The sequence below is a fragment of the Achromobacter pestifer genome (assembly GCF_013267355.1).
GTDB classification, from domain to species: domain Bacteria; phylum Pseudomonadota; class Gammaproteobacteria; order Burkholderiales; family Burkholderiaceae_B; genus Achromobacter; species Achromobacter pestifer_A.
Genome location: NZ_CP053985.1, coordinates 307,747 through 330,452, shown reverse-complemented (window position 1 = coordinate 330,452; position 22,706 = coordinate 307,747). Strand labels below are relative to the sequence as shown.

Sequence of the window (22,706 nt, the reverse complement as noted above, 5' to 3'; positions counted from 1 at the left end):
CGTTCATTTCGCGGATTCATAAGCGCGTTCTTCGCGCTTGGCGGTGGATGACTTGGCTCCTTTTTGCTTATCCAACCAGCCTTCCTGGCGTCAACCTTCGCCTGCCACACCGAGGGTGATTTGGCTGTGTGATAGGCCTGCACACAAAAATCCTCACGCTCCCGATTTTTCTGATCCGCCGTGTCGTCGCTGCATCAGTCGATGACTTCCGCGCAAGCATCCGTCGGCGCCGCAGCGACATCGCCGACGATCGGCACGATCTTGATGGCGGCAGATGCAATACGGCAAGGGGCGGCAACGACACCGCAACCGGACGCGAATAGGCATAGTGTTGAAATCAAAATCCACTTCATTGGTCGTGCTCGAAAATGATTGATCAAGGTTCAGCCTGATCAAGGGCTGGCGGTGTCCCGCGGCGTCGATGTCGATTATGTTCAGACGCGGATTTCCATCTGAAGAAAATGTGCGCGATGCATGGCGAAGGCGGCATTCTGCTGTGCGTCTCCATGCCAATAAGTGGGGAAATGTTGGTCAAGTGTAATGACACTTGCTCGTCTTGGAACAGGACGTAACGCAGACCTGGTTGCATGGCGCCAGGGCCGGAAAATCCCAGGTAGGATGGTGACGTTCCTGCCGGGAGCACCCGACGGAGCATCCAACAACAAGAAGGAGCGCTAGATGCTTGATACTTTCCCCAAGGCAGGCCGGGCCGGCGTGATCGCCGCGATGCTCGGTGTGGCCAGCCTGGTGTTCACCGGTTGCACCACGACCACCGCCCAATCCTCGGCCACGGCCGCGGAAAAGCGGCAGGAACTCGATACCGCAGCCGACGCGACGCTGACCAAGCTCTATCAGTCCTCGTCCCAGGCCAAGCAACTGGTGGAACGCGCACGCGGCGTGCTGGTGTTTCCGGGCGTGTTGAGCGCGAGCTTCATCGTGGGAGCCCAGCATGGAAGCGGCGTGTTGCGCGTGGGCGGCTCGGATACCGGCTACTACAGCATCACGGGCGGCTCCATCGGTCTGCAGGCTGGCGCGCAGTCCAAGGCGATGGTGGTGCTGTTCATGACGGACGGCGCCCTGGCCAAGTTCCGCGCCAGCAGCGGCTGGACGATGGGGGCGGACGCGACGGTTGCGGTGGCCAATGTGGGCGTCAACGGCAGCATCGATACCTACACCGCGCAGCAGCCCATCGTCGGCTTCGTGTTGAACAACGGCGGCCTCATGGCCGGGGTGTCGGTCGACGGCAGCAAGATTTCACCACTGCTGCTGTAAGCGGCGCGCGCATCCTTACAGCCCCATCGCCTTTTCCCAAGGCAATTGGGGCGGCAGCGCCTCTGTCATCGCATCCACGAAGGCCCGGATGCGCGGCGACAGGTGCCGGTTCGGCAGATAGACCAGCTGGACCGGCGCGCCAGGCGCGATCCAGTCGGTCAGGATCAGTTTCAGGCGTCCGTCCAGCACGGCAGACTCCGCGATGAAGCTGGCCATGCGGGCGATGCCCGCGCCGGCCACCACGGCGTCCAGGATGGCTTCCGGATGGTTCACATTCAGGTTGCCGCCGGGCGTGATCGTGTAGCGCTCATCGCCTTTCTGGAAATCCCATTCGTGATATCGGCCGGTCTGCCATTGGACGTAGGCCAGGCAGTTGTGCCGTTCCAGCTCGTTGGGCGTGGCGGGCGTGCCATGCGCGGCCAGATAGGCGGGGCTGGCGCAGGTGACGTAGCGCAGCCGGGACAGGGTCTTGGCGATGACACGCGAATCCGCCGTGACGCCGATCCGTATGGTGGCGTCCAGCCCTTCTTCGGCCAGATTGGGCATGCGGTCGCTGAAATCCGCGTTGATCGAGAGTTCCGGATAGCGCGCGGTCAGCGACAGCAGCGCGGGCATGATGACCTTTCTGCCCAAGCCTACCGGCGCATGCACGCGCAGCTTGCCGCGCGGAATCAGGCTGGCTCCGGTTACCTCGGCCTCGGCGGCTTCGACTTCCAGCAGGATGTGGCGGCAACGCTGCAGCAGCAATTCGCCATCGTCGGTCAGCGACAGGTTGCGCGTGGTGCGGTTGAGCAGCTTCACGCCCAGCTTGGCTTCAAGCAGCGACACGCTCTTGCTTACCGATGCGGTTGAAATGTCGAGCCGGTGCGCCGCGGCCGTGAAGCTGCCGCTGTCCGCGACGCGCACGAAATTCAGAACATGCTTGAGATGGTCTATCAGGATGTACATGGCGGTCGAGCTGATGGGTGCACGCCATCTTAGCCATTCCCGCGCGCAAAGTTAAAGGTGATTTGCCCTCGGACCCGTTTATCCGCCGCATGCCTGTCCCTACACTGAGCCGCAACGTTGGCAGGTTCAGAAGACGACACGACAGGAGGCATGGGTGGAGATCCAGAGCAGTGCGAAGGCAGCGGGCGGACCCGAGCAGATTTATCTGGATGGCCTGGCGGCGGGCCGGTTTCAGATCCAACGCTGCGCCGATTGCAGCCAGGCGGTGTTTTATCCGCGCTGCGTATGTCCCCATTGCGGCGGCGCGGCATTGGATTGGTTCAGCCCCACGGGCGAGGGCGTGGTGTACGCCAGCACCACCGTGTATCGCAACGCGGAGCAGGGCGGCGATTACAACGTCTGTCTCGTGGACCTGCAGGAAGGCGCGCGGATGATGAGTCGCGTCGCGCAGATCGCGCCGGCGCAGGTGCGGATCGGCATGCGCGTCAGCGCCAGGATCGTCGGCGACGGCGAGGCCGCGCAAGTGGTCTTCGTGCCTTCGGGAGCTGGGCTATGACGCTGCGCGACTTGAGAGGCAAGACTGCCGTGGTCGGCGTGGGGCAGGCCGGGCTGGGACAGGCGCGCGGCTTTAGCGAGCAGGAAGTGCTGGCGCAGGCCGCGATGGCCGCGATCGCGGACGCCGGCCTGAGCCTCAAGGACATAGACGGCATCACGACCTGCAGTTCCCTGTCACCCATGTGGGCGATGTCGGTCGTCGAGTATCTAGGCATACGCCCAACCTTTCTGGACAGCACCATGATAGGCGGCTCCAGTTACGTGGCGCATCTGCTGCCGGCGATGCACGCGCTGTCGTCCGGGCAATGCAATGCGGTCCTGGTCTGCTACGGCAGCACCCAGCGCACCGCCAAATTCAACCGCGCCGATCTGACGCGCGTGCGGAAATCGATCGACCCGCAGCCCTACGAAACACCTTATGACCCGCCCTTGCCGGCGGCGGCCTACGCCTTGGCCGCGAGCCGCCACATGCATCAGTACGGCACCACGCGCAAGCAATTGTCGGAAGTGGCCGTGGCCGCGCGGAAATGGGCGCAATTGAATCCGGAAGCCACCATGCGCGAACCGCTGTCGCTGGCGGACGTCGAGGCGGCGCGTCCGGTCTGCGAGCCCTTTACGGTGCGCGACTGCTGCATGGTCAGCGACGGCGCCGGCGCCTTCGTGCTGACGCGCGCGGACCGGGCCCGCGATTGCGCCAAGCCGCCGGTGTACGTCCTGGGCAACGCGACCGCGGTGTGGAACCGGCAGGTTTCGTCCATGCACGACCTGACGGTGACCGCGGCGCTTGAATCGGGCAAGCGCTGCTACGAGATGGCCGGCGTATCCGCGAAGGACATGGATCTGGCCATGCTGTACGACGCCTTCACCATCAACACCATCCTGTTTCTGGAAGACCTGGGCTTCTGCCGGAAGGGCGAGGGCGGCGCGTTCGTGGACGACGGCGCGATCGCGCCGGGCGGGCGGCTGGCGGTCAATACCAATGGCGGCGGCCTGTCCTGCGTGCATCCGGGCATGTACGGCGTGTTCCTCATGGTGGAGGCCGTCAGGCAGTTGCGCGGCGAGTGCGGCGCGCGTCAGTTGAAGGATCCGAATCTGGCCCTGGTGCACGGCAACGGCGGCACCTTGTCCAGCCAGTCGACCGCGATCCTCAGCGCGCAGCCGGTGCTCTAACCGTCCAACAAGACTGCGGTGCAGGCGCGACAACCGCGTCCACCGCCATGGGGTATGCAATGTTGAACAAGATCGTGCCTTCCCTGGAGGAGGCCGTGGCCGGCGTGGCGGATGGCGCTACGTTGATGATAGGCGGGTTCGGCGCGTCCGGGGTACCGACGGAATTGCTGCAGGCCTTGCTGGAGACGGGGGCGCGGGAACTGACCGTCGTCAACAACAATGCGGGCAATGGCGAGCCGGGTCTGAGCCAGCTGATCCGCGCGGGCAGGGTGCGCAAAGTGATTTGCTCCTTCGCACGCTCCTCGAATCCCAAGAAGCCCAATGCCGCCGCGTTCGGCGAATGGTATGCGGCGGGCAGGATAGAACTGGAGGTCGTGCCGCAAGGCACGCTGGCAGAACGCCTGCGCGCCGCCGGCGCGGGCATGGGGCCGTTCTTTACGCCCACGGCCTATGGAACGCGGTTGGCGCAAGGCAAGGAAACACGCTCCATCAATGGCCGAGGTTATGTGCTGGAAGAGCCGCTGCCAGGCGATGTGGCTTTCGTGAAGGCCCGGTACGGAGATAGCGTGGGAAACCTGACCTATCGCTACGCCAGCCGCAATTTCGGACCCGTGATGTGCATGGCCGCGCGATTGACGGTGGCTCAGGTCGACCAGGTGGTGCCTCTGGGGGCGTTGGCGCCGGAGCAGGTCATGACGCCCGGAATCTTCGTTCAACGCATCGTCGAGTGCCCCAATGAGCATCAATAGCCTGTCCCGCGCGCGCATGGCGCAGCTCGTCGCAGACGACATTCCGCCCGCCTCCTACGTCAATCTGGGCATAGGCATGCCCACCTCGGTGGCCGACTATCTGAAGCCCGAGCGCGGCGTGGTGCTGCACAGCGAAAACGGCATCCTGGGCATGAAGGGCCTGCCGCCGGGCGCCGCGGTCGACAGGGATCTGCTCAATGCCAGCAAGGAGCCCGTCGCGCTGGACATCGGGGCCTCGATCACCGACCACGTAGTGTCCTTTTCGATGATGCGCGGCGGCCATATCGACCTCACCGTGCTGGGCGCCTTCCAGGTATCGGCCGAGGGCGATCTGGCCAATTGGGACACGGGGCGCGCAGACTCGATCCCGGCCGTGGGCGGGGCCATGGACTTGGTGGCGGGCGCGAAGCGCATCTTCGTGATGATGCAGCACGTGGACCGCGACGGCCGGCCGAAGATCGTGCCTGAATGCTCCTATCCCCTTACCGGCAAGGCCGTGGTCGATCGCATCTATAGCGACCTGGCAATCATGGACATCACACCGGACGGAATGCAGGTGCGGGCGATGGTGCGGGGTCTGGATTTCGCGGCGCTGCAGGCGCGGACCGCAGTGGACTTGAAACTGGACGATGCGTGGATCGAACTGGCGCCCTGAATTTCAGGTCGGCGCCGTCAAGGGAGGAAGTAATGAGCTGGACGCAGGAGTTGGACGAACTGGCACGCCGCAAGGAATTTTCCCTGCGCATGGGGGGCGTGGAGAAGGTGAAGCGTCAGCATGACGCGGGCAAGCTGGACATCCGCCAGCGGATCGAACGGCTGGTCGATGGCGGTTCGTTCGTCGAGGTGGGAGGGCTGGCCGGCAGCGGCGAGTATGACGAACAGGGCCGCCTGGTCCATGTGATGCCCTCGAACGTGATCATGGGGCGCGCGGCGCTGGACAGCAAACCCGTCGTGGTCGTGGGCGACGACTTCACCGTGCGCGGCGGCGCCAACGATGGCGCCGTGGGCGACAAGATGATTTACGCTGAACAGATGGCGTTCGACCTGCGCCTTCCGCTGGTGCGCCTGATCGACGGCACGGGCGGAGGGGGCTCGGTCAAGAACATCGAAAAGATGGGCCATGCGCTGCTGCCGAAGATGAAGATCTGGGCCTATGTGGCGCGCAATCTGGCCCAGGTGCCTGTGGTGTCGCTGGCCCTCGGATCGGTGGCGGGCCAAGGAGCGGCGCGCGTGGCGGGTAGCCACTACTGCGTCATGGTCAAGAACACGTCGCAGCTGTTCATCGCGGGGCCCCCGGTGGTGGCCAAGATAGGCCAGAATCTGAGCAAGAACGAGCTCGGCGGCAGTGCCATCCACACGCGCAATGGCGTGGTGGACGACGAGGTGGATTCCGAGGACGAGGCCTTCGCCGCGGTCAGGCGCTTCCTGTCGTATCTGCCTGCGTCCGTGCACGAGCTTGCGCCCAGGGGCGAGGTTCCGGCCGCGGCGGCTGATCAGGATTGGCTGCGCACGGCCATTCCGAAGGACACGCGCAAGGTCTACAAGATCCGGCCGATACTGGACACCTTGTTCGATCCGGGCAGCGTGTTCGAAATCGGCCGGCATTGGGGCAAGGCGATCGTGGGCGGACTGGCCCGGGTGGATGGCTGGCCCGTGCTGTTCGTCGCCAGCAATCCCTACCACTATGGCGGCGGCTGGGACCGGCACACCGCCGAGAAATTCACCCGCCTGGTCGACCTGGCCGAAACCTTCCACCTGCCAGTGGTGAACTTGGTCGACATCGCGGGTTTCCAGATCGGCCTGGAAGCCGAGAAGGACGGCGTGATGCGCGCCGGCGTGAGGGCGCTGACGGCGGTCGCGCAGTCGACGGTGCCGTGGTTCTCGCTGATCATGCGGCGGGCTTTCGGCGTGGCCGCGGGCGGCCATCAGAATTCCAGCCGTTTCAATTTCCGCTATGCCTGGCCATCGGCGCAATGGGGCTCGCTGCCGATCGAGGGCGGTCTGGAGGTGGCGTACCGGTCCGAGATCGAGGCGGCCTCCGACCCCGAAGCCAAGCGCGCGGAGATCGAGGAAAGAGTGCGCGCCCTGACGTCCCCTTTCCGCAGCGCGGAGGCCTTCGTTATCGAGGACATCATCGATCCGGCCTGCACGCGTGCGCGCTTGGTCGAGTTCGCCAATCTGGCCGCGCCGCTGCGCCAGCCCGGCGTGGTGGCCACCGGTTACCGGCCCTGAGGGGATGCAGATGAAGAAGATCCTGATTGCCAACCGGGGCGCCGCCGCCGCGCGTATCCTGCGCGCCGCGCAGGCGCTGGGCCTGCGGTCCGTGGCGGTGTACTCCGAGGCCGATGCCGACCTGCCGTACGTGGGCCAGGCCGATGAGAGTTTCTGCATCGGGCCGGCGCCGGCGCGGGCCAGCTATCTCAACCAGGACCTGTTGCTCGAGGTCATGGCGCGTTGCGGCGCCGACGCGCTGCATCCGGGTTACGGATTCCTGTCCGAGAACGCGCAGTTCGCGCGCAGAGTCGAAGAGGCGGGGCATTGCTTCATCGGACCTTCGTCCAAATGGATCGACGTGCTGGGCAACAAGGCCAGCGCGCGCGAGTTGATGCAACGGCATGGCCTGCAGGCAGGCGGCAGCACGGGCATCCTGCCCCGGGATGACATGGCGACGGTACGCCAGGCGGCCCAGGCGCTCGGGTATCCGGTGTTGATCAAGCCTGCGGGCGGCGGCGGGGGCATAGGCATGATCCCCGTCCATGATCCCCAATCGCTGTCCGGTTGCTGGGAACGCGCCAGCGGCATGGCCGAAAAGGCGTTTGCCAATCCCGCCCTGTACCTGGAGCGATTCGTGCCGTCGCCACGGCATATCGAATTCCAGTTCCTGGCGGACAGGTTTGGCAATGTCCTGTCCCTGTTCGAACGGGATTGCTCCACCCAGCGCAGATACCAGAAGGTGATCGAGGAAGCGCCGGCGCCGGCCATCGACCGCCAGGCGGTGGCCGGCATGGCCGAGCGGCTGTCGGCGATCCTGGGAGAGATCGGCTACGACGTCATCGGCACGGTCGAGATGCTGTACACGCCGGACAGCGGCTTTTCGTTCCTCGAGGTCAACACGCGCCTGCAGGTCGAGCACGCCATCTCGGAAGCGGTCACCGGCGTGGACATCGTGCAGGCGCAGATCCGCCTGGCCGCGGGCGAAAAGCTGTCCTCGGTGATCAGCGGGCAGCCCGCCGTGGCGGGGCATGCGATCGAGGCGCGCGTGTATGCCGAGGATCCCGTGCGCTTCCTGCCTTCGCCGGGTGTGCTGAAGACGTTCGAGCTGCCGCAGCCGCGTCCCGGCCTGCGGATAGAGACGGGCTACGCTCAGGGCAACCGAATTTCCAGCCACTACGACCCCATGGTGGCGAAGGTCATCGCGCATGCGGCCGATCGTGCTGCCGCGATCCGCGAGTTGAGCGGCGCGCTGGGTGGCATGCGGATAGAGGGCATCAAGAGCAACATTCCGATGATTCTTCAGGTGCTCGCGTCGGAGCGGTTCCAGGCCGGCGTGATGACCGTCGACGGCTTGCAGGAAGTGATTTCAACAGAGTCGGTAAAGGAGCTGGCATGAAAAAAATCGTCTCCAACGTGGCGGGCCGAGTGGTCGCGTGTTGCGTGGAAGAGGGTGCACGGATTCAGGCGGGCGACGAGGCGTTCAAGGTCGAGTCCATGAAGATGGAGATCCCCGTTGAAAGCGAGGCAGCAGGCCGTATCGCCAAGGTGCTGGTGGCGGTCGGTGATGAAGTGGAGGAAGGGCAGGATCTTGCTGTGCTGGATTGAGGCGCACCGCCTCTGAACCTGGATAAAAAAGCGAGGAGACTATGTTCAAGACAATCAAAAAAGACGCGCCCGCAGCTTCTGCGCGCAAGCGTCCCCTGAAGGTCCTGGCATTGCTGGGATGGGCAGTCCTGCTGGGCGCAGGCGCGGCGGGCGCGCAGACGGCGCAGGGCTTTCCCAACAAGCCGGTGACGATAAACGTGCCGTTCTCGGCGGGCGGCACCACCGACATCCTGGCGCGCGTGATAGGCCAACGCCTGAGCGAGCGCTGGGGCGTGTCCGTGGTGGTCGAGAACAAGCCCGGCGCGGGCGGCAACATCGGCACCGCGCAGGTGGCTCGCGCCGCGCCGGATGGCTACACGCTGGTGATGGGCACGATAGGCACGCACGCCATCAATCCCAGCTTGTACAAATCCATGCCCTACGACGCGATCAAGGACTTCGCGCCGATCACGCGTACCGCCATGGTGCCCAACGCCCTGGTGGTGCCCAAGAACGCGCCATACGACACCGTGAAGGAGCTGATCGCCTATGGCAAGGCTCATCCGGGGAAACTCACCTTCGGCTCTTCCGGACATGGCAGCACGCTGCACATGTCCGGCGAGACGTTCAAGATGATGACCGGGGTCGACATGGTGCATGTGCCCTACAAGGGCAGCACGCCGGCGGTGACGGACCTGCTGGGCGGCCAGATCTCGATGATTTTCGACAACCTGCCCTCGGCGCTGCCGCACATCAAGGCGGGCCGGCTGAAGGTGCTGGCGGTGACTTCGGCCCAGCGCAGCGACCAACTGCCCGACGTGCCCACCGTGGCGGAAGCCGGCGTGCCCGGCTACGAGGTCGTGTCGTGGTTCGGCCTGTGGGCTCCCGCCAGGACGCCAGAAAACATCGTGGCGGAGATCAACAAGCAGGTGGTCGCCATCATTCAGACGCCCGACATGCAAAAACAGATCCGGGACCAGGGAGCGGTGCCCAATCCCGACACGCCCGCGGAGTTCGCCGCCTTCATCGGCAGCGAAGGCAGGAAGTGGGCCGAGGTGGTGCGCCGCGCCAACGTGACGACCGAGTAGGCAATCGACAGCACCGGGCCCGTCGGACGAAGCCGGCCGGCCCGTTTTGAGGAGACACAGGCATGGAACGCATGATGGAAGGCAAGGTGGTTGTGGTGACCGGGGCGGGCGGCGGCATCGGTCGCGAGGTGGCGTTGCAGTTGGCGGCCGAGGGCGCCAAGGTCGTGGTCAACGACATCGGGGTTGCGCTCAATGGCGACGATCTGTCCACCGCAGTGGCGCCCGCGGACGCCGTCGTGGCCGAGATCCGCGCCGCGGGTGGCGTGGCCGTCGCCAATTTCGATTCGGTTGCGACGCACGCGTCCGCCAACGCCATCGTCCAGTGCGCCATGGACCAGTTCGGACGCATCGATGGCGTGGTCAACAACGCGGGCAACCTGCGCGACCGCTCGTTCCACAAGATGAGCGAGGAAGAATGGCGCGCGGTCATCGCGGTGCATCTGGATGGCACCTTCTTCGTCAGCCGGGCCGCGGCCACGCACTTCCGCGAACAGGAGGGCGGCGCGATGGTGCACATGACCTCGACCTCCGGGCTGATCGGCAACTATGGCCAGGCCAATTACGGGGCGGCCAAGCTGGGCATCGTGGCCTTGTCCAAGATGATCGCGCTGGACATGGGGCGGTATGGGGTGCGCTCCAACTGCATCGCTCCGTCGGCCTGGAGCCGCATGACCAGCTCCATCCCCACCGATACGCCGCAGCAGCGCGACCGCGTGGAAAAGCTCAAGAAGATGGAGGCGGGCAAGATAGCGCCGATGGCCGTGTATTTGCTCAGCGATGCCGCGCGCGAAGTCAGCGGCCAGATATTCGCGGTGCGTGCCAATGAAATCATGCTGATGAGCCAGCCGCGTCCCTTGCGCTCCGTCCATTTCAGCGAAGGCTGGACACCGCAGCGCATCGCCGAGGTCGCCATTCCGGCGATGCGGAAGCACTTCTATCCCCTGGAGCGCTCGCCCGACGTGATGAGCTGGGATCCGATCTGACCCGCGGGCCCGGGTCATGGATGTGTCGTCGAGGCAAAGCGGAGGAGCGCCATGCGCTTGAGCTATGAGCAACTGTTGAACTATGAATTGCCTGAGATCAGGCAACGCTGTACGGCGCGAGACGCCATGTTGTACGCGCTATCGGTGGGCCTGGGACAGGATCCCCTCGACGCGTCCGACCTGGCCTACGTGGGCAGGCAGCACGATCCGCTTGTGCTGCCCTACATGGCCGTGGTCCTGGGCTATCCGGGCTTCTGGCTGAACGCGCCCGATATCGGGGCCGATACGGTGCGGCTGCTGCATGGCGAACAGGGGATGGAACTCTTCCACCCCATTCCTACCGCGGGCGAACTGATAGGCAAGACCCGCGTCGTCGAGGCGGTGGACAAGGGCGAAAAGGGACTGTTGCTGTATTCCGAGAAAACGTTGATGGATGCCGCCACGGGACGGCTCATCGCGCGGACTTCCGCGACCCATGTGCTCAGGGGCGATGGCGGCATGGCGAATGCCGGCAAGCAGGCGCGCCCGGCGCACGCCATGCCGGACAGCCCGCCGGACTGGACCGTGTTGGCGCGCACCCGGCGGGAGCAGGCGTTGGTGTATCGGCTCAATGGCGACTACAACCCGCTGCACAGCGATCCCGAGGTTGCCCAGGCCGCGGGATTTCCTCGGCCCATACTGCATGGCCTGTGCACGTTCGGCATGGTGTCGCACGCCGTCGCCCGATGCTTGCAGCCTGCGGCGCAGGGGACGGTGCGTGCCGTGTCGCTGCGTTTTTCGGGGCCGATGTATCCCGGCGAGACGCTGAGTGTGGACATCTGGCGGGACGGGTCCTTCCGGGCGAAGGCCGTGGAACGCGACGCGGCCGTCATCGACAACGGGATGCTGCGGGTCGCTTAGGGCGGGGATGGCTGCGGGGCATGGCGGGCCGGGCCGCATCCTTGAGGGCGGCGCGCATTTGCGCGTTGCAAAATGGAAGAGCGCCCCAGCTCAAGGTGAGTCTGAGGCGCTCCTGCCCGGCTTCGCACGCGATGGGTGTCAGACAGCCCGGCAACTCAAATCTACTGCTGAGTCATACGCCCGGCAATAGGGAAAACCCTTGAATATTAAAGGGTTACAAGATTCGTGCCGCTTGCGCGGCGGCCGCTGCAGTCCGTGAGCTGTCAACGGACCCGTGACCACTTTAGCCGCCTCGGCATCCGCGAATGGCGACGCCGGGGCCGGACGCCGACACTGACGCCTGTCTTCACAGTGCCGGAGAACGGATATGTCAGGGTTACGGAAGCGTCAGTTGGGACAGGGCATGACCGAATACATCGTGGTCGTGGCCTTGGTCGCGGTGGCCGCCATTGCGGTGTATCAGTACTTCGGCCAGGTGGTGCGGTCGCAGACCGCCGCCATGGCGCGCGAACTCGCCGGCGAGGACGGCGGCGCACAGAGCCGCGCGGCGCAACAGGCAGCGCAGAAAGCGGCGGCCCAGACCAAGGCTCGTACGCTCAAATCCTTCACCGGCAACGCCACGGACGCGAAGTGACTACGCGTGTTTGCGCATCGCTGGTCCAACAGCGGGGCCAGGCGCTGGTCCTGGGTCTGCTGATGGCGGCGGCGGGGGGCATCTCCCTGGTCTTCCTGTACAACCTGGGGCAGACCGTGGGTGCGCGCCAACGGCTGACGCATGCCGCGGACGCGGCGGCGTATAGCGGAGCGCTGGAACAAGCCCGCGCGCTCAATGCCCTGGCCTACATCAACCGGACACAGATCGCGCATCAGGTCGCCATGGCGCATCTGGTCACGCTGGCTGCGTCCGCGCAGTATGCCCGCGCCATGCAGGCACAGCGCAACCGTGGCAATCCGCCCGCCGGCCTGATCGCCATGCTGTTTGGCCCTGATGTGGGGGCCGCCTATCAAACGGCGCGGGCCGTGCCCGATGCCGAACAGAGGCTCGCATCGGCGTTTGGCGAGCACGACCGAGTGGTCCACCAGGTCCTGGAAGCAAGCGCGGCGTCCGCTGTCGCCGGTCTGGCGGCCTCGCGCGAGCGCATCATGAACAAGGTGTTGTCCGCCAATCTGTCGGACGGCGCCCCTGCGTCCGGCGCCGATGCCGCGCCTGGCCGCGGCGCGAGCCTGCGGCTGCTGACCGATGGCTGGCCGGGCTACGTGGGGCGCCAGCTGGCCACGCGGCAGGCCGGCCTGCGGCCCGCGGTCGAGCAGGCGGCGCAACGCTATGGTTTTCTCAACCGCCGCAACGCCACGCGCCGCAATCCTTGGATGGTCCACCCGTTATGCCCCTTGCATCGCCATGAGCTGCGGCGCCGCGGCTACACGTGGTTGGGGCCGGACGGACGCTGGGGCGCACTCGATACCCAGTCATATCATGCGCTGCGCTTCAACCGCTGGCGGGGCTGCTACTTTCGCGAATACGCCATGGGCTGGGGCACGGCGCAGGGCCAGAAGATCAAGGCTCCCGAAGGTCTTGAGTACGTCGATGAGCCGCCTCTCGATTTTTCCGACCAGGATTTCTGGCGCTGGGTGGAGCTGTCGACGAATTGGGATCTGCTCAAGGACATCAGCAATCCCATGGCCAATTCGTACGCCATGGCTGCCGCCCAGCGCTGGCCGGGCCGGGGCCTGCCGGCCTATCGCGACATCGCCTTGCCGCGCAGCGGCGAGCCCCTGCGCTTCGCGGTGGCCGTCCGGCTTGCCGGTTCTTCCTTGAAAACCACGGATGCGGACAGCGCGGTCCGGGCGCCCGTGGGGCGATTCCGCTATGCCGCCCTGGGTCCGGAGGATGCTGTCACGGTGACCTCGGCGGCAGAGACCTACTTTGCTCGGCCGGAACGCCGTGCCGATGGCCGGGATGAGCTTGCCACGCTGTTCCGTCCTTACTGGCAAGCGCGCTTGTCCGCCATTACGGCCGGCGAGGCCGCGCAGGCAAGGCGGGCGCCATGAACCGGATACGCACCTGGCAGCGAGGGCAGGCCCTGATCGAAGCGTTGCTGATGCTGCCGCTGCTCGCCCTGCTGCTTTGGGCGGGGTCCTGGATAGGCGGATTGCAGTTCACGGCGCTGGAAATGGCACAGGCCAGCCGCAAAGCCGCCATGGCTGGCGCGTTGGGGCAACCCATGCAGAACCAGCACGCGCCTCGGGGCATGGCGCTGTCGGGCAAGACCGCGCCGCTGCCCGGTATCGCGCCGGCGCGGGTCTCTGCCTTGCAGGACGAATGGTTCGGCGTGGACCTGAGGCTGCTGTCAGCGACCGCAAGCACCGTCCGCCATGACCGGGACAATGCGGCTTGGCTGCACATCACCCGCCGAACGCAGGTGGCAAGCGGCGCCGGATATGCGCACGGCGATGCCGATACGCAGCGCCGCATCGCCCGGGCGCCTACGTCCTGGCGCAAGGCGGAAAGCGCCTCGCTGGCTGAGGCTCGGCGCTTGAAGCCTGTCATCGATCGCCTGGACGGGCCATGGCGCAGGCCTGGCCTGTCGCTGGACTGGCTGTCCGAATGGGCGGATGTGGTACCCGCGGACCGGCTCGCCAGCCGCAAGGGAGCGGGAAAATGACCGGACTGTGCTTGTCGGCAACTTCTGCCGGTCTGGCTGCGCCGTGGGGGCGCGGTTGGCGGACGCTCGCCATGGCACGGACCCTGCGCCTCTTGCTGGCTGGCGCTCTGGCTGTGGCGGCCGTGGGCTGGCGCAACGTCGCCGCCGGACAGGATCTCGCGACCGAGGGCGGGAAAGCGGGGACAACCGGCAGGACCACGCCCGGCGTCACCGCGCTGGAGGCCTTGCGTTTTCCTGCAGGTTCGCAGCGCGGCCTGCTGGCGGAGAGCATCTGGCTGCATGGAATCCCGGCGCGGGTGCTGATATTTGACACGCCGCTCACCACGCCCGAACTGATCCGCCATCTGTCCGCCCAGCAGCCTGCGCTGGCCGACCTCAATGTGTTGTCCGGCCAGGCCATTCTGTCCGGCCAGGTGGGGCAGGAGCGATGGGTCGTCCAAATGGAAGGACTGGGCGCACGCCGAACCGCTGGCAGCGTTTCGGCGGTCAGCCTCCTGGCTGCGCCGGACAGCCCGTCGCCTGCCTGGCTCCCGCTCGGCGCGCGTCTGAGGCTGGACATAGCGGTGATGGAGGACGGCGTGCGGGTTTCCGAGAGCATCTGGCAATACGCTTTGCCGCCCGGGCAGTTGGCTCCGCTGTTGGAGGAGCGTTTGTCCCAGCATGGCTGGCGCCGCATGCCGGCATCCGAGGAATCGGCACCTTGGTGGGTCCGCCCGGGCGCGCGCATGCGGTTGTCGCTGGTGCCGCTGGAAGGCGGCAGCGGGCTTCTGGTCAGCGGCAGAACGCCATGATGAACTGGCTTACCCATGTCTTGCAGCGCCTGCGCAGAACGGGCGTGTATGCCATCGCGCTGATTGCGGGCCTTGTGTCCGCGTGGGCGGTGCGAGAGCATGTGCAGCAGCGGGTCCAGGCGCTGGAGGCCGAGGCGCGAACGCCCATGGTCAGCCGGCTGGTCGCGGCGTATGACCTGCCTGCCGGCACGCAGCTCGAAGAGGTGCATCTCGCCGTGCGCGAGATCCCGCAGCCATGGGCTTCGCGGGCCAGCATCGACCCCCTGGATCTTTCCAGCCTGCTAGGCGCCACCTTGCTGGCCGATGTCGCCAATGGTGAACCTTTGCTTCGGGGGCATCTGACGTTCACTGCGCCGGTTCCGGCCTTGGCGTCCCGCCTGCATAGGGGGCAACGCGCGTTGACGGTGGCGGCGGCGGACCTGGGCGGCCTGGCGGATGTGCTGCGCGTGGGCGATGCCATTGATATCTACGTGAGTTTTGCCCATCGCCAGCGAGAACTGACGGTACCTCTTCTGCAAGGCATGCGCGTGCTGATGGTAGGGGGCGAAGCCGACGGCGTAGGCAAGGGTGGCAACATCACCTTGGCTGCCACGCCCGATGAGGCGATGCGATTCGTGGCGGCGCGGCAGAGCGGGGCGCTGACCGCCATGCTGCGTCATCGCGACGATGCCGCAGTCGTCAGCGGCGCAGCCCAAGGCGACCTTGCTTCGTTGATAGGGTTGGACTCGGGGCCGTCAACCGCGTCCGGCGTGACCATCCTGTACGGCGATCGGCTGGAGTCCAGGATGGGCGAGGGCGCGCCGGATCTGGCAGCGGCAGTCCGGGAGACCGAATTCAAGAAGGAACGGCCATGAAGCATGCCGTCGTCAGCCTGTTTGCCCTGGCGCTCTGCCTGTTCAGCCCGGCAGCGAGGCCGCAGGACGAAGTGATCGAACTTCAGGTGGGCGAAACGCGGATCCTGTCGCACCCTGGAGTCAAGCGCGTGGCGATAGGCAATGGCCAGGTAATCGGCGCCATCGAGACCGAAGGGCGCGAGGTCGTGGTGTTCGCCCGCGCCGAGGGCGTGTCGTCCATGCATGTCTGGGCGAATGGCGGCCGTGCCAAGGCCTATGAACTGAGGGTCGTGCCGGCCGGGGCGCCGCGCCTGCGGGCGGAAGTCGAGGCCTTGCTTGCCCGCATCCCCGGTGCGCGCAGTACGGAGGTGGGCGGCCGCATCCTGATCGAGGGCGACGACCTTTCCGACGATGACCGTTTGCGCATCACCGCGCTGGCGGACCGCTATCCCGCCGTGCTGGACTTTACCGGGCAAGTGGGCTGGGACCGCATGGTGCAGCTGGACGTGCAGGTCGTGGAGATCCCCACCTCAAGGCTGAGAGATCTGGGCGTGCGCTGGGACGGGCTGTCCCAGGGGGGCATCAATGCTGGTCTGGCCTGGGACGCAGGGTCACGGGGGCGCATGAGCCGCCCGGGAGAAGGGATCATAGAAACGGTGGGCCCGGCCTCATCGGCGGCCGGCTACTTCGGCGTCAACGCCCTGTTGTCGTCCCGCATCGCGATGCTGGCTCAAAGCGGCGAGGCCGTCATGCTGGCCCAACCGCAATTGCTTGCGCGCAGCGGCGCCAGCGCCACCTTCCTGGCCGGTGGAGAGGTCCCTTACTCATCGACCGATACGCGCGGCAATTCGACCACCTTGTTCAAGCCCTACGGCGTCATGCTCAGGATTACCCCTCGCATCGACCGCAACGGAGTCATCCGATCCCTGATCGAGGTAGAGGCGAGTTCGGTGGACAACGCGCTGAGCGTGCCCGGCGGGCCGGCGTTGCGCACGCGCCGCGCATCCACCGAGTTCAACGTGCGGTCCGGCGATACGCTGGTCATCGGTGGCTTCCTGTCGCGCGAGCGGGACGAAGAAACCGATGGCCTGCCATGGCTGAAGGACATTCCGGTTCTGGGCGCCTTGTTTTCTTCGCGGCGCTATCAGTTGCGGGAAACCGAACTCGCCATATTCGTGACGCCCAAGCTCATTACGCAGGCCGAGCCTGCCATGGCGGACCGTGTGCGGCGGGGGCGGGGCGTGCTGGAGGCGGCTTTTCCCGTGCCGCCGCGCCTTGGAACCGCCGTGCCTGCCGCGGCAGGATGGGATGCCTACTCGGGCGCGGGTTCGCAGTGGGGGGCGCCACAAGGCGATGCCCCGATTTTTCTACCGGAAGCGAGGCCATGATCGACATAGAAATGATGTTCGAGGACGCCACCGTGCACCGATCGACGATAGCCCCTCCCGTACTCATCGGGCGCGGGGCCCATTGCGGGCTGCGCATCGTGAATTGGCGGGTGGGGCGTCAGCATGCGCGGCTGTCGCGGGAGGAATCAGGGATCGTTCTCGAAGACCTGGGCACGCTGGGGGGAACCCTGGTGAACGGCGAGAGGATCGTGCGCCACGCGCCAGTACTGCCTGACGACGAAATACTGATCGGGCCTTGTCGACTGCGGGTGTCGCTGGCGTTCATTCCCGAGCAGGCCGGACGATCGGACGACCGGGCGTCTGACGGCGTTGCCAGCGATAGCGCAGCAGCGCAGGAACCGCCGATGCTACCCGCGCCGCCGACGCCGTTACCGTTACGCTCGCCGCAACATCAGTTGCAGGACCGCCGGCGCCTGCATGCAGCGCTGCTGGCGGCGCTGGATCTGCGCCGCCGTGACGTGGCGGGCATGAGCGACGTCATGCTGCGAGCCGAGGCCGAGCGGCTGCTGACGCACATCGTCGCTACCGACGCCGACTTGCCTCCGGGCGCTGATCGGGCCGCGCTTTGCCGCGAGGTGCTGGACGAAGCGGTTGGCCTGGGACCTCTGGAACCCTTGCTCGCCGCCGCGGACATCACGGAGATCATGGTCAACCGCCATGACGAGATCTACGTCGAGCGTGCCGGCCGCTTGTCGCGCCATCAGGCGGCCTTCACCAGCGAGCAATCGCTGCGCTGGGCCATCGAGCGCATCGTCACGCCTTTGGGGCGGCGCATTGACGAAAGCTCCCCAATGGTGGATGCCCGCCTGGCTGACGGATCCCGGGTGCACGCCATCATTCCACCGGTGGCCCTGAGGGGGGCGAGCCTGACCATACGCAAGTTTCCGCTGCGTCGGCCCGGAATGTCCGATCTGATCGCGGCCGGTTCGCTGAGCGGCGCCATGGCGCAATTCCTGGCGCTCTGCGTGAGGGTGCGCAGGAACCTGGTGGTATCCGGAGGCACCGGGGCCGGCAAGACGACGTTGCTCAACATCCTGTCCAACGAGATTCCCGATGGCGAACGCGTGGTCACCATCGAAGACGCGGCGGAACTGCGCCTGAACCACGATCATCTGGTGGCGCTGGAGGCGCGGCCCGCCAACCAGGAGGGGCGCGGGCGCATCGACATCCGCGAACTCGTGCGCAACGCGCTGCGCATGCGGCCAGACCGGATCGTGGTGGGCGAGTGCCGTGGGCCGGAGGCGTTCGACATGCTGACCGCCATGAACACCGGCCACGAGGGATCCCTGACGACACTGCACGCCAACTCGCCTCGCGATGCATTGGGGCGCCTGGAATCGATGATCCTGATGGCTGGCCTCGACCTTCCTCTGGCGGCCGTGCGCGAACACATCGCGGCCAGCGTGGACATCGTGGTGCAGCAAGCCAGGCTGGCTGACGGGCGGCGCGTGGTGACATCGATCGCGGAGATCGCAGGCATGGAAAGCGGGCGCATACAGCTCCAGGATCTTTTCCGATACGACCGCGTCCGGGGCTTTACGGGCTGTGGCGCCTTGCCCGGCTTCGCGCGCGAGGGGTCACAGGCCGGGGAGGCCATCGATCCCGCCTGGTTCTCCAACACAGAGAAGGCGGGACCGGGAATTGCCGTTTTTTCGCAAGGAACGCCATGATCTGGCTGGCGGCGGGGGCCGCCATGATCTCCGTGCTGCTGCTGGCGTGGCGCGCCCAGAGCTGGTTTGCGCCGGCGCTGCGCCGCTACCGCGAGGTCTACACCCAGGAGGCGGGCCTGCGCCTGAGCGAGGTGTTCCTGTTCATAGACCCGGCCCAGTTGTGGGCAGGCGCCGTGGCTTGCGCCTCGATGGCGGCAGGACTGGCTTTTGCCGCAACGGGCAGCGGCCTCGTCGCCGCCTTGGCTGCGGCGTTCGCTTCGCGCTTGCCTCGGGCGCTTGTGAACGCGCTGCGGCGCCGACGCGCCAGGCGGTTTGAGCAGCAATTGCCGATGGCGCTGTTGATGCTTGCCTCCGCCCTGCGAGCGGGCGTGGCATTGACGACCGGCCTGCGCCATGTTGTCGAGCAGAGCGGCGCGCCCTTGGCCCAGGAGTTCGGCTTGATGCTGCGCGAGCAGCGCATGGGAGTGCCCTGGGATGCCGCGCTTGAGAACCTGCGCGACCGCATGCCGGCCGATTCGACCGCGCTCGTCGTGGCGGCCATGCGTATCGCGGCGCAGACGGGCGGCAATCTGGCAGAGGCGCTGGAGAGCATCGCACAAACCCTGCGCGCCCGGCTGCAGTTGCAGGCGAAGCTGCTGGCGCTGACCTCACAGGGGCGATTGCAGGCATGGATCGTAGGGGCATTGCCTCTCCTGCTGCTTGCCGTGCTGGATCGCCTGGAGCCGGACATCATGGGGTTGTTGTGGCATACGCCCGTGGGTTGGGGCGTGCTGGCCATCGTGGCGGTACTGGAAACCGTGGGCATGCTGCTGATCCGGCGCATCATCCGGATCGATATCTGAGGGGAGCGGGCGCGATGTGGCTGTACTTGAGTCTGTCGATGGCTGCACTGGCCGCGGGGTGGCTGGCGTGGGTGGTCTTGAAGCCCTTGCTGCTGGACCGTCAGGGCGCGTCGTCCGCCTTGCCGTGGTGGTGGCGGGCGGCCTGGCCCTGGATTTCGGCGGTGGCGCCCTTGGCGGGACCATTGTGTACCTGGCGTTGGCGCATCCGGCTGACTCGCGCGATCGAGCGGGCGGCACTTCCTGCGGGCATCAGCTACGCGCATGTGGCGGCGCTGTGCTGGAGCGCGGCGGTGGCCGCCGGCGGGCTGACGGCGACGGCGGCCATCGTGCTGGCGCAGGCGCAGCCCTGGGGATGGATCCCTTGGACGCTAGGGTCTGCCCTGACGGCCGGCGTCGCGCCAGGACTCTGGCTGCGCAGTTTGAGCACCAAGCGGCGGCGCAGCATCGAACGCGACCTGCCCTTCGTGTTCGACATGATGACCTTATGCGTGGAGGCGGGGCTGAGCGTGCACGGGGCCTTGCAGATGGCGGCGCAAAGCGGGCCGCCCGGCGTGTTGCGCGACGCGCTCGCCGATGCATTGGCGGAGATGCGCGCGGGCGTCTCGAGGACCGCGGCGATCAAGGCCCTGGCGGAGCGCAGCAACAGTCCGCTTGCGCGCAACTGGGCCGCAGCCTTGGCGCAGGCCGAGGCGCTCGGGATCAGCCTGGGGCCCGTGCTGCGCGCGCAGGCCGCGCAAAGCCGCAGCGATCGCCACTTGCGGGCGGAACAACAGGCAATGCAGGCTCCCGTGAAGATGCTGCTGCCGCTGATCGGCTGCATCTTTCCCTGCACGTTCATCGTGCTGGCCTTTCCGGTGATGGTGCAATTGCTGCAGAGCGTGCAATGAAGAGCGGCCAGCCAGCGCCGCCGCAGGACAGGATCAGGCTACTCAAGGTCGCCAGCCTCTGCGGCCGCGCGCGGGGCTTGCTGGGACGCAAGCCGCCCGGACCGCGGTCCGGCATCCTGTTGATGCCTTGTGCCGCGGTGCATACCTTTGGGATGCGTTATGCCATCGACGTGGCGTTCATATCGCGGCGGGGGCGGGTGATCGCGGTGCGCAGGGCGCTGGCGCCCTGCCGCGTGGCGCTATGCCTGGGCGCCGTTGCCGTCGTCGAGATGCGCGCCGGCGTTCTCGATACCGAACACGGAGGTATAGGCAGGATAGAAGCTGCAGTACAGCACGCCGCCCGCGGCGATATTGAAGGGAATCTGCAGTGTGCCGGCGAGCTGCGGCGACAGGCCGATGGCGACCAGGAGGCCGGCGCAGAGATCGATGAAGAGAAACACCAGGATCCAGGTGGCGCCGTAGACCAGGAAAGGCAGCTTGTTGCGCCAGCAGGCGATGCCGGAGAAAAACAGCGCCTGGACCAGCCGCAGCCCATGCCAGGCGACCAGCACGGGGGCGTGCCAGAACAGCGCCGCGATCACGACGTACACGATCGCGAACAAGGTCAGCGGAACGGCCATGGCGGACAGGATGGGCTCCATGGATTTTTCCACGGAGGCGATGCGCATGCCTTCGACCATTGCGTCGGTGAATGGCAGGAAGATGATCAGGCCGCAAGCGATGCACAGCGCGGCGTACAGCAGCCCCATCAGGAACAGCTTCCTGAACACGCCGGGCTGCTTGAGCGGCTTGGCCCACATCGAGGGCAGCATGACGCGGTCGGCTTCGACATGCTTGCACGCCGATAGTGTCATCAGCGTGATGATGGGCATCAGCGCCACCACCAGTATGGGTCCGACCGGTGGCGTCGCGGTGGCGAAGATGACCAGGAGGCTGATGGCCATGGCCCAGGTGAACATGGCCAGTGGTTGCTTGCGGAACAGACGGAAGCCGTCTCGGACCCATTGCCAGCCGGATGACGCGGGTAGGAATGCTGCTTGCATGGCTATTTAAAGGGGGTGATCTCTCAAAAGGGGACGCGCTATCCCCATTATGGGGGGAGCAACGGTTACGGCAATATTGGCAGGCCCGGGCGGTGGCGCGCTTGCAACACTCTTTCGAAATGCCGGGGGTCGTGCGGTTTGAGGGTTTGCGCCGGCCGGGGCAGGAAAAAGTCGTACAGGCGCGATATCCAGAAGCGCAGCGCGGCGGCGCGCAACATCTGCGGCCAGACCTCGCGTTCGGCGTCAGTGAAGGGGCGCACGGCCGCGTAGGCAGCCAGCCAGGAATCGACCAGTTCAGGCACGAACTCGCCCGTCTCACGCTCGATGCACCAGTCATTGACGCTTACCGCCACGTCGAACAGCCAGGTGTCGCAGCCGGCGAAGTAGAAGTCGATGATGCCGCCCATGAGCGGATCCTCGAAGGTGCCGGCGAACAGGACGTTGTCCCGGAACAGGTCGCAGTGGGCCGGGCCGGCCTGCAGCGCCAGCCAGGCCGGTGTCGCGGCGGCAGCCTGTTGGTCGGCCAGTTCCGACGACAGCAGCTGGGCCTGGGCCGGCTCCAGGAAGGGCATGACCTTGGGAGCCGTTTCCAGCCACCAGGACAGCCCGCGCAGATTGGGCTGGTGCAGCGGGAAGTCGTGCGCCGCCAAGTGGGCGCGGGCCAGAGTGGCGCCGGCCAGGGCGCAATGCGCCACGCCCGGTGCGGGTTCGTAACCTCCGGGCAGGCGCGAAACGATGGCGCAGGGCTTGCCGTGCAGGGTAGTCAGGCGGGTGCCGTCACGCAGGGTCTGGGGCCGGGGCACGGGAATGCCGCGCTCGGCCAGGTGGTACATCAGCTCGATATAGAACGGCAACTGGGCCTGCGTCAGCACCTCGAACAGCGTCAGCACGTATTCGTCGCGGGTCGTGTACAGGAAGTAGTTGGTATTCTCGATACCCGCCGTAATCCCCCGAAGCGAGACAAACTCGCCCAGATCGAAATGCGCCAATAGGGCGCGAGCGTCGTCTTCGGAGACAGGGGTGAATACGGCCATTGATGTGCGGAATCTAGGGGTTGACGGGCGCGCGGGCATGCCTGTTTCGGCTGCGGCGGCGCAATTTTAGA

General features: G+C 66.3%; 24 protein-coding genes and 1 pseudogene. 21 read left to right on the top strand and 4 right to left on the bottom strand.

The window, feature by feature from the left end; all coding sequences use genetic code 11:
* Positions 1-194 precede the first annotated feature (194 nt).
* A complete protein-coding gene (locus FOC84_RS01970; RefSeq protein WP_173142954.1) occupies positions 195-353 on the bottom strand; it encodes a DUF6726 family protein in 159 nt (52 codons plus the stop codon).
* A 325-nt stretch (positions 354-678) separates the two neighbouring features.
* Here FOC84_RS01970 and FOC84_RS01965 point away from each other — a divergent pair, with 325 nt between their 5' ends.
* Complete coding sequence (locus FOC84_RS01965; protein WP_173142953.1) at positions 679-1,272, top strand: BPSL1445 family SYLF domain-containing lipoprotein; 594 nt, start codon at positions 679-681, stop codon at positions 1,270-1,272.
* Between the two features lie 15 nt (positions 1,273-1,287).
* Here FOC84_RS01965 and FOC84_RS01960 read toward each other — a convergent pair whose 3' ends face one another.
* Positions 1,288-2,220 (bottom strand): LysR family transcriptional regulator, encoded by a 933-nt coding sequence (locus FOC84_RS01960; protein WP_173142952.1) that lies wholly within the window; start codon positions 2,218-2,220, stop codon positions 1,288-1,290.
* Positions 2,221-2,374: 154 nt separating this feature from the next.
* Here FOC84_RS01960 and FOC84_RS01955 point away from each other — a divergent pair, with 154 nt between their 5' ends.
* The 20 genes and pseudogenes from FOC84_RS01955 to FOC84_RS33515 form a co-directional block, all read left to right on the top strand.
* On the top strand, positions 2,375-2,776 hold the full coding sequence (locus FOC84_RS01955) for a Zn-ribbon domain-containing OB-fold protein (protein ID WP_173142951.1): 402 nt from the start codon (positions 2,375-2,377) through the stop codon (positions 2,774-2,776).
* Positions 2,773-3,945: an acetyl-CoA acetyltransferase gene (locus tag FOC84_RS01950; protein WP_173142950.1), complete on the top strand. Its 1,173-nt coding sequence runs from the start codon at positions 2,773-2,775 to the stop codon at positions 3,943-3,945. The genes FOC84_RS01955 and FOC84_RS01950 overlap by 4 nt, the downstream gene beginning before the upstream one ends.
* 59 nt (positions 3,946-4,004) lie before the next feature.
* Positions 4,005-4,694, top strand: coding sequence for a 3-oxoacid CoA-transferase subunit A (locus tag FOC84_RS01945; RefSeq protein WP_173142949.1), 690 nt, complete (start codon positions 4,005-4,007; stop codon positions 4,692-4,694).
* Positions 4,681-5,349, top strand: coding sequence for a 3-oxoacid CoA-transferase subunit B (locus FOC84_RS01940; RefSeq protein WP_173142948.1), 669 nt, complete (start codon positions 4,681-4,683; stop codon positions 5,347-5,349). The genes FOC84_RS01945 and FOC84_RS01940 overlap by 14 nt, the downstream gene beginning before the upstream one ends.
* 32 nt (positions 5,350-5,381) lie before the next feature.
* Positions 5,382-6,926, top strand: coding sequence for an acyl-CoA carboxylase subunit beta (locus FOC84_RS01935; protein ID WP_173142947.1), 1,545 nt, complete (start codon positions 5,382-5,384; stop codon positions 6,924-6,926).
* A gap of 10 nt (positions 6,927-6,936) precedes the next feature.
* Positions 6,937-8,304: a biotin carboxylase N-terminal domain-containing protein gene (locus FOC84_RS01930; protein ID WP_173142946.1), complete on the top strand. Its 1,368-nt coding sequence runs from the start codon at positions 6,937-6,939 to the stop codon at positions 8,302-8,304.
* Complete coding sequence (locus FOC84_RS01925) at positions 8,301-8,513, top strand: acetyl-CoA carboxylase biotin carboxyl carrier protein subunit (protein WP_173142945.1); 213 nt, start codon at positions 8,301-8,303, stop codon at positions 8,511-8,513. The genes FOC84_RS01930 and FOC84_RS01925 overlap by 4 nt, the downstream gene beginning before the upstream one ends.
* Before the next feature lie 41 nt (positions 8,514-8,554).
* On the top strand, positions 8,555-9,580 hold the full coding sequence (locus tag FOC84_RS01920; protein ID WP_173142944.1) for a Bug family tripartite tricarboxylate transporter substrate binding protein: 1,026 nt from the start codon (positions 8,555-8,557) through the stop codon (positions 9,578-9,580).
* 62 nt (positions 9,581-9,642) lie between these two features.
* Entirely contained in the window at positions 9,643-10,563 is a 921-nt protein-coding gene (locus FOC84_RS01915; RefSeq protein WP_173142943.1) for an SDR family oxidoreductase, read from the top strand.
* 51 nt (positions 10,564-10,614) lie between these two features.
* A complete protein-coding gene (locus FOC84_RS01910; RefSeq protein WP_173142942.1) occupies positions 10,615-11,463 on the top strand; it encodes a MaoC/PaaZ C-terminal domain-containing protein in 849 nt (282 codons plus the stop codon).
* Positions 11,464-11,830: 367 nt separating this feature from the next.
* Positions 11,831-12,097, top strand: a complete 267-nt coding sequence (locus FOC84_RS01905; protein ID WP_088155995.1) for a hypothetical protein — start codon at positions 11,831-11,833, stop codon at positions 12,095-12,097.
* Entirely contained in the window at positions 12,094-13,512 is a 1,419-nt protein-coding gene (locus FOC84_RS01900; protein ID WP_173142941.1) for a pilus assembly protein TadG-related protein, read from the top strand. Before FOC84_RS01905 ends, FOC84_RS01900 begins: the two co-directional genes overlap by 4 nt.
* Positions 13,509-14,126, top strand: a complete 618-nt coding sequence (locus FOC84_RS01895; protein ID WP_173142940.1) for a pilus assembly protein — start codon at positions 13,509-13,511, stop codon at positions 14,124-14,126. Before FOC84_RS01900 ends, FOC84_RS01895 begins: the two co-directional genes overlap by 4 nt.
* A gap of 71 nt (positions 14,127-14,197) precedes the next feature.
* Positions 14,198-14,917, top strand: a complete 720-nt coding sequence (locus FOC84_RS01890; RefSeq protein WP_254241892.1) for a hypothetical protein — start codon at positions 14,198-14,200, stop codon at positions 14,915-14,917.
* Entirely contained in the window at positions 14,914-15,771 is an 858-nt protein-coding gene (gene cpaB / locus FOC84_RS01885) for a Flp pilus assembly protein CpaB (RefSeq protein WP_173142938.1), read from the top strand. Before FOC84_RS01890 ends, cpaB begins: the two co-directional genes overlap by 4 nt.
* Positions 15,768-17,138 (top strand): type II and III secretion system protein family protein, encoded by a 1,371-nt coding sequence (locus tag FOC84_RS01880; protein WP_173142937.1) that lies wholly within the window; start codon positions 15,768-15,770, stop codon positions 17,136-17,138. The genes cpaB and FOC84_RS01880 overlap by 4 nt, the downstream gene beginning before the upstream one ends.
* A complete protein-coding gene (locus tag FOC84_RS01875; RefSeq protein WP_173142936.1) occupies positions 17,135-18,829 on the top strand; it encodes an ATPase, T2SS/T4P/T4SS family in 1,695 nt (564 codons plus the stop codon). The genes FOC84_RS01880 and FOC84_RS01875 overlap by 4 nt, the downstream gene beginning before the upstream one ends.
* Complete coding sequence (locus tag FOC84_RS01870; RefSeq protein ID WP_173142935.1) at positions 18,826-19,671, top strand: type II secretion system F family protein; 846 nt, start codon at positions 18,826-18,828, stop codon at positions 19,669-19,671. Before FOC84_RS01875 ends, FOC84_RS01870 begins: the two co-directional genes overlap by 4 nt.
* Before the next feature lie 14 nt (positions 19,672-19,685).
* Positions 19,686-20,558, top strand: coding sequence for a type II secretion system F family protein (locus FOC84_RS01865; protein WP_173142934.1), 873 nt, complete (start codon positions 19,686-19,688; stop codon positions 20,556-20,558).
* Positions 20,555-20,791: pseudogene (locus FOC84_RS33515) on the top strand (DUF192 domain-containing protein); the annotation flags it as partial. The gene FOC84_RS01865 and the pseudogene FOC84_RS33515, both read left to right, overlap by 4 nt.
* 6 nt (positions 20,792-20,797) lie before the next feature.
* Here the strand turns inward: FOC84_RS33515 and FOC84_RS33325 are convergent.
* A complete protein-coding gene (locus FOC84_RS33325; RefSeq protein WP_254241888.1) occupies positions 20,798-21,601 on the bottom strand; it encodes a BPSS1780 family membrane protein in 804 nt (267 codons plus the stop codon).
* A gap of 65 nt (positions 21,602-21,666) precedes the next feature.
* Positions 21,667-22,635, bottom strand: coding sequence for a homoserine kinase (locus FOC84_RS01855; RefSeq protein ID WP_173142932.1), 969 nt, complete (start codon positions 22,633-22,635; stop codon positions 21,667-21,669).
* Positions 22,636-22,706 lie beyond the last annotated feature (71 nt).

Coding starts and splice junctions, on each gene's coding strand:
- FOC84_RS01895 (WP_173142940.1), top strand. CDS start 13,509: ATGAACCGGATACGCACCTGGCAGCGAGGGCAGGCCCTGATCGAAGCG.
- cpaB (WP_173142938.1), top strand. CDS start 14,914: ATGATGAACTGGCTTACCCATGTCTTGCAGCGCCTGCGCAGAACGGGC.
- FOC84_RS01865 (WP_173142934.1), top strand. CDS start 19,686: ATGTGGCTGTACTTGAGTCTGTCGATGGCTGCACTGGCCGCGGGGTGG.
- FOC84_RS01945 (WP_173142949.1), top strand. CDS start 4,005: ATGTTGAACAAGATCGTGCCTTCCCTGGAGGAGGCCGTGGCCGGCGTG.
- FOC84_RS01930 (WP_173142946.1), top strand. CDS start 6,937: ATGAAGAAGATCCTGATTGCCAACCGGGGCGCCGCCGCCGCGCGTATC.
- FOC84_RS01905 (WP_088155995.1), top strand. CDS start 11,831: ATGTCAGGGTTACGGAAGCGTCAGTTGGGACAGGGCATGACCGAATAC.
- FOC84_RS01870 (WP_173142935.1), top strand. CDS start 18,826: ATGATCTGGCTGGCGGCGGGGGCCGCCATGATCTCCGTGCTGCTGCTG.
- FOC84_RS01970 (WP_173142954.1), bottom strand. CDS start 353: ATGAAGTGGATTTTGATTTCAACACTATGCCTATTCGCGTCCGGTTGC.
- FOC84_RS33325 (WP_254241888.1), bottom strand. CDS start 21,601: ATGCAAGCAGCATTCCTACCCGCGTCATCCGGCTGGCAATGGGTCCGA.
- FOC84_RS01965 (WP_173142953.1), top strand. CDS start 679: ATGCTTGATACTTTCCCCAAGGCAGGCCGGGCCGGCGTGATCGCCGCG.
- FOC84_RS01880 (WP_173142937.1), top strand. CDS start 15,768: ATGAAGCATGCCGTCGTCAGCCTGTTTGCCCTGGCGCTCTGCCTGTTC.
- FOC84_RS01935 (WP_173142947.1), top strand. CDS start 5,382: ATGAGCTGGACGCAGGAGTTGGACGAACTGGCACGCCGCAAGGAATTT.
- FOC84_RS01940 (WP_173142948.1), top strand. CDS start 4,681: ATGAGCATCAATAGCCTGTCCCGCGCGCGCATGGCGCAGCTCGTCGCA.
- FOC84_RS01855 (WP_173142932.1), bottom strand. CDS start 22,635: ATGGCCGTATTCACCCCTGTCTCCGAAGACGACGCTCGCGCCCTATTG.
- FOC84_RS01915 (WP_173142943.1), top strand. CDS start 9,643: ATGGAACGCATGATGGAAGGCAAGGTGGTTGTGGTGACCGGGGCGGGC.
- FOC84_RS01960 (WP_173142952.1), bottom strand. CDS start 2,220: ATGTACATCCTGATAGACCATCTCAAGCATGTTCTGAATTTCGTGCGC.
- FOC84_RS01920 (WP_173142944.1), top strand. CDS start 8,555: ATGTTCAAGACAATCAAAAAAGACGCGCCCGCAGCTTCTGCGCGCAAG.
- FOC84_RS01890 (WP_254241892.1), top strand. CDS start 14,198: ATGGCACGGACCCTGCGCCTCTTGCTGGCTGGCGCTCTGGCTGTGGCG.
- FOC84_RS01875 (WP_173142936.1), top strand. CDS start 17,135: ATGATCGACATAGAAATGATGTTCGAGGACGCCACCGTGCACCGATCG.
- FOC84_RS01925 (WP_173142945.1), top strand. CDS start 8,301: ATGAAAAAAATCGTCTCCAACGTGGCGGGCCGAGTGGTCGCGTGTTGC.
- FOC84_RS01910 (WP_173142942.1), top strand. CDS start 10,615: ATGCGCTTGAGCTATGAGCAACTGTTGAACTATGAATTGCCTGAGATC.
- FOC84_RS01950 (WP_173142950.1), top strand. CDS start 2,773: ATGACGCTGCGCGACTTGAGAGGCAAGACTGCCGTGGTCGGCGTGGGG.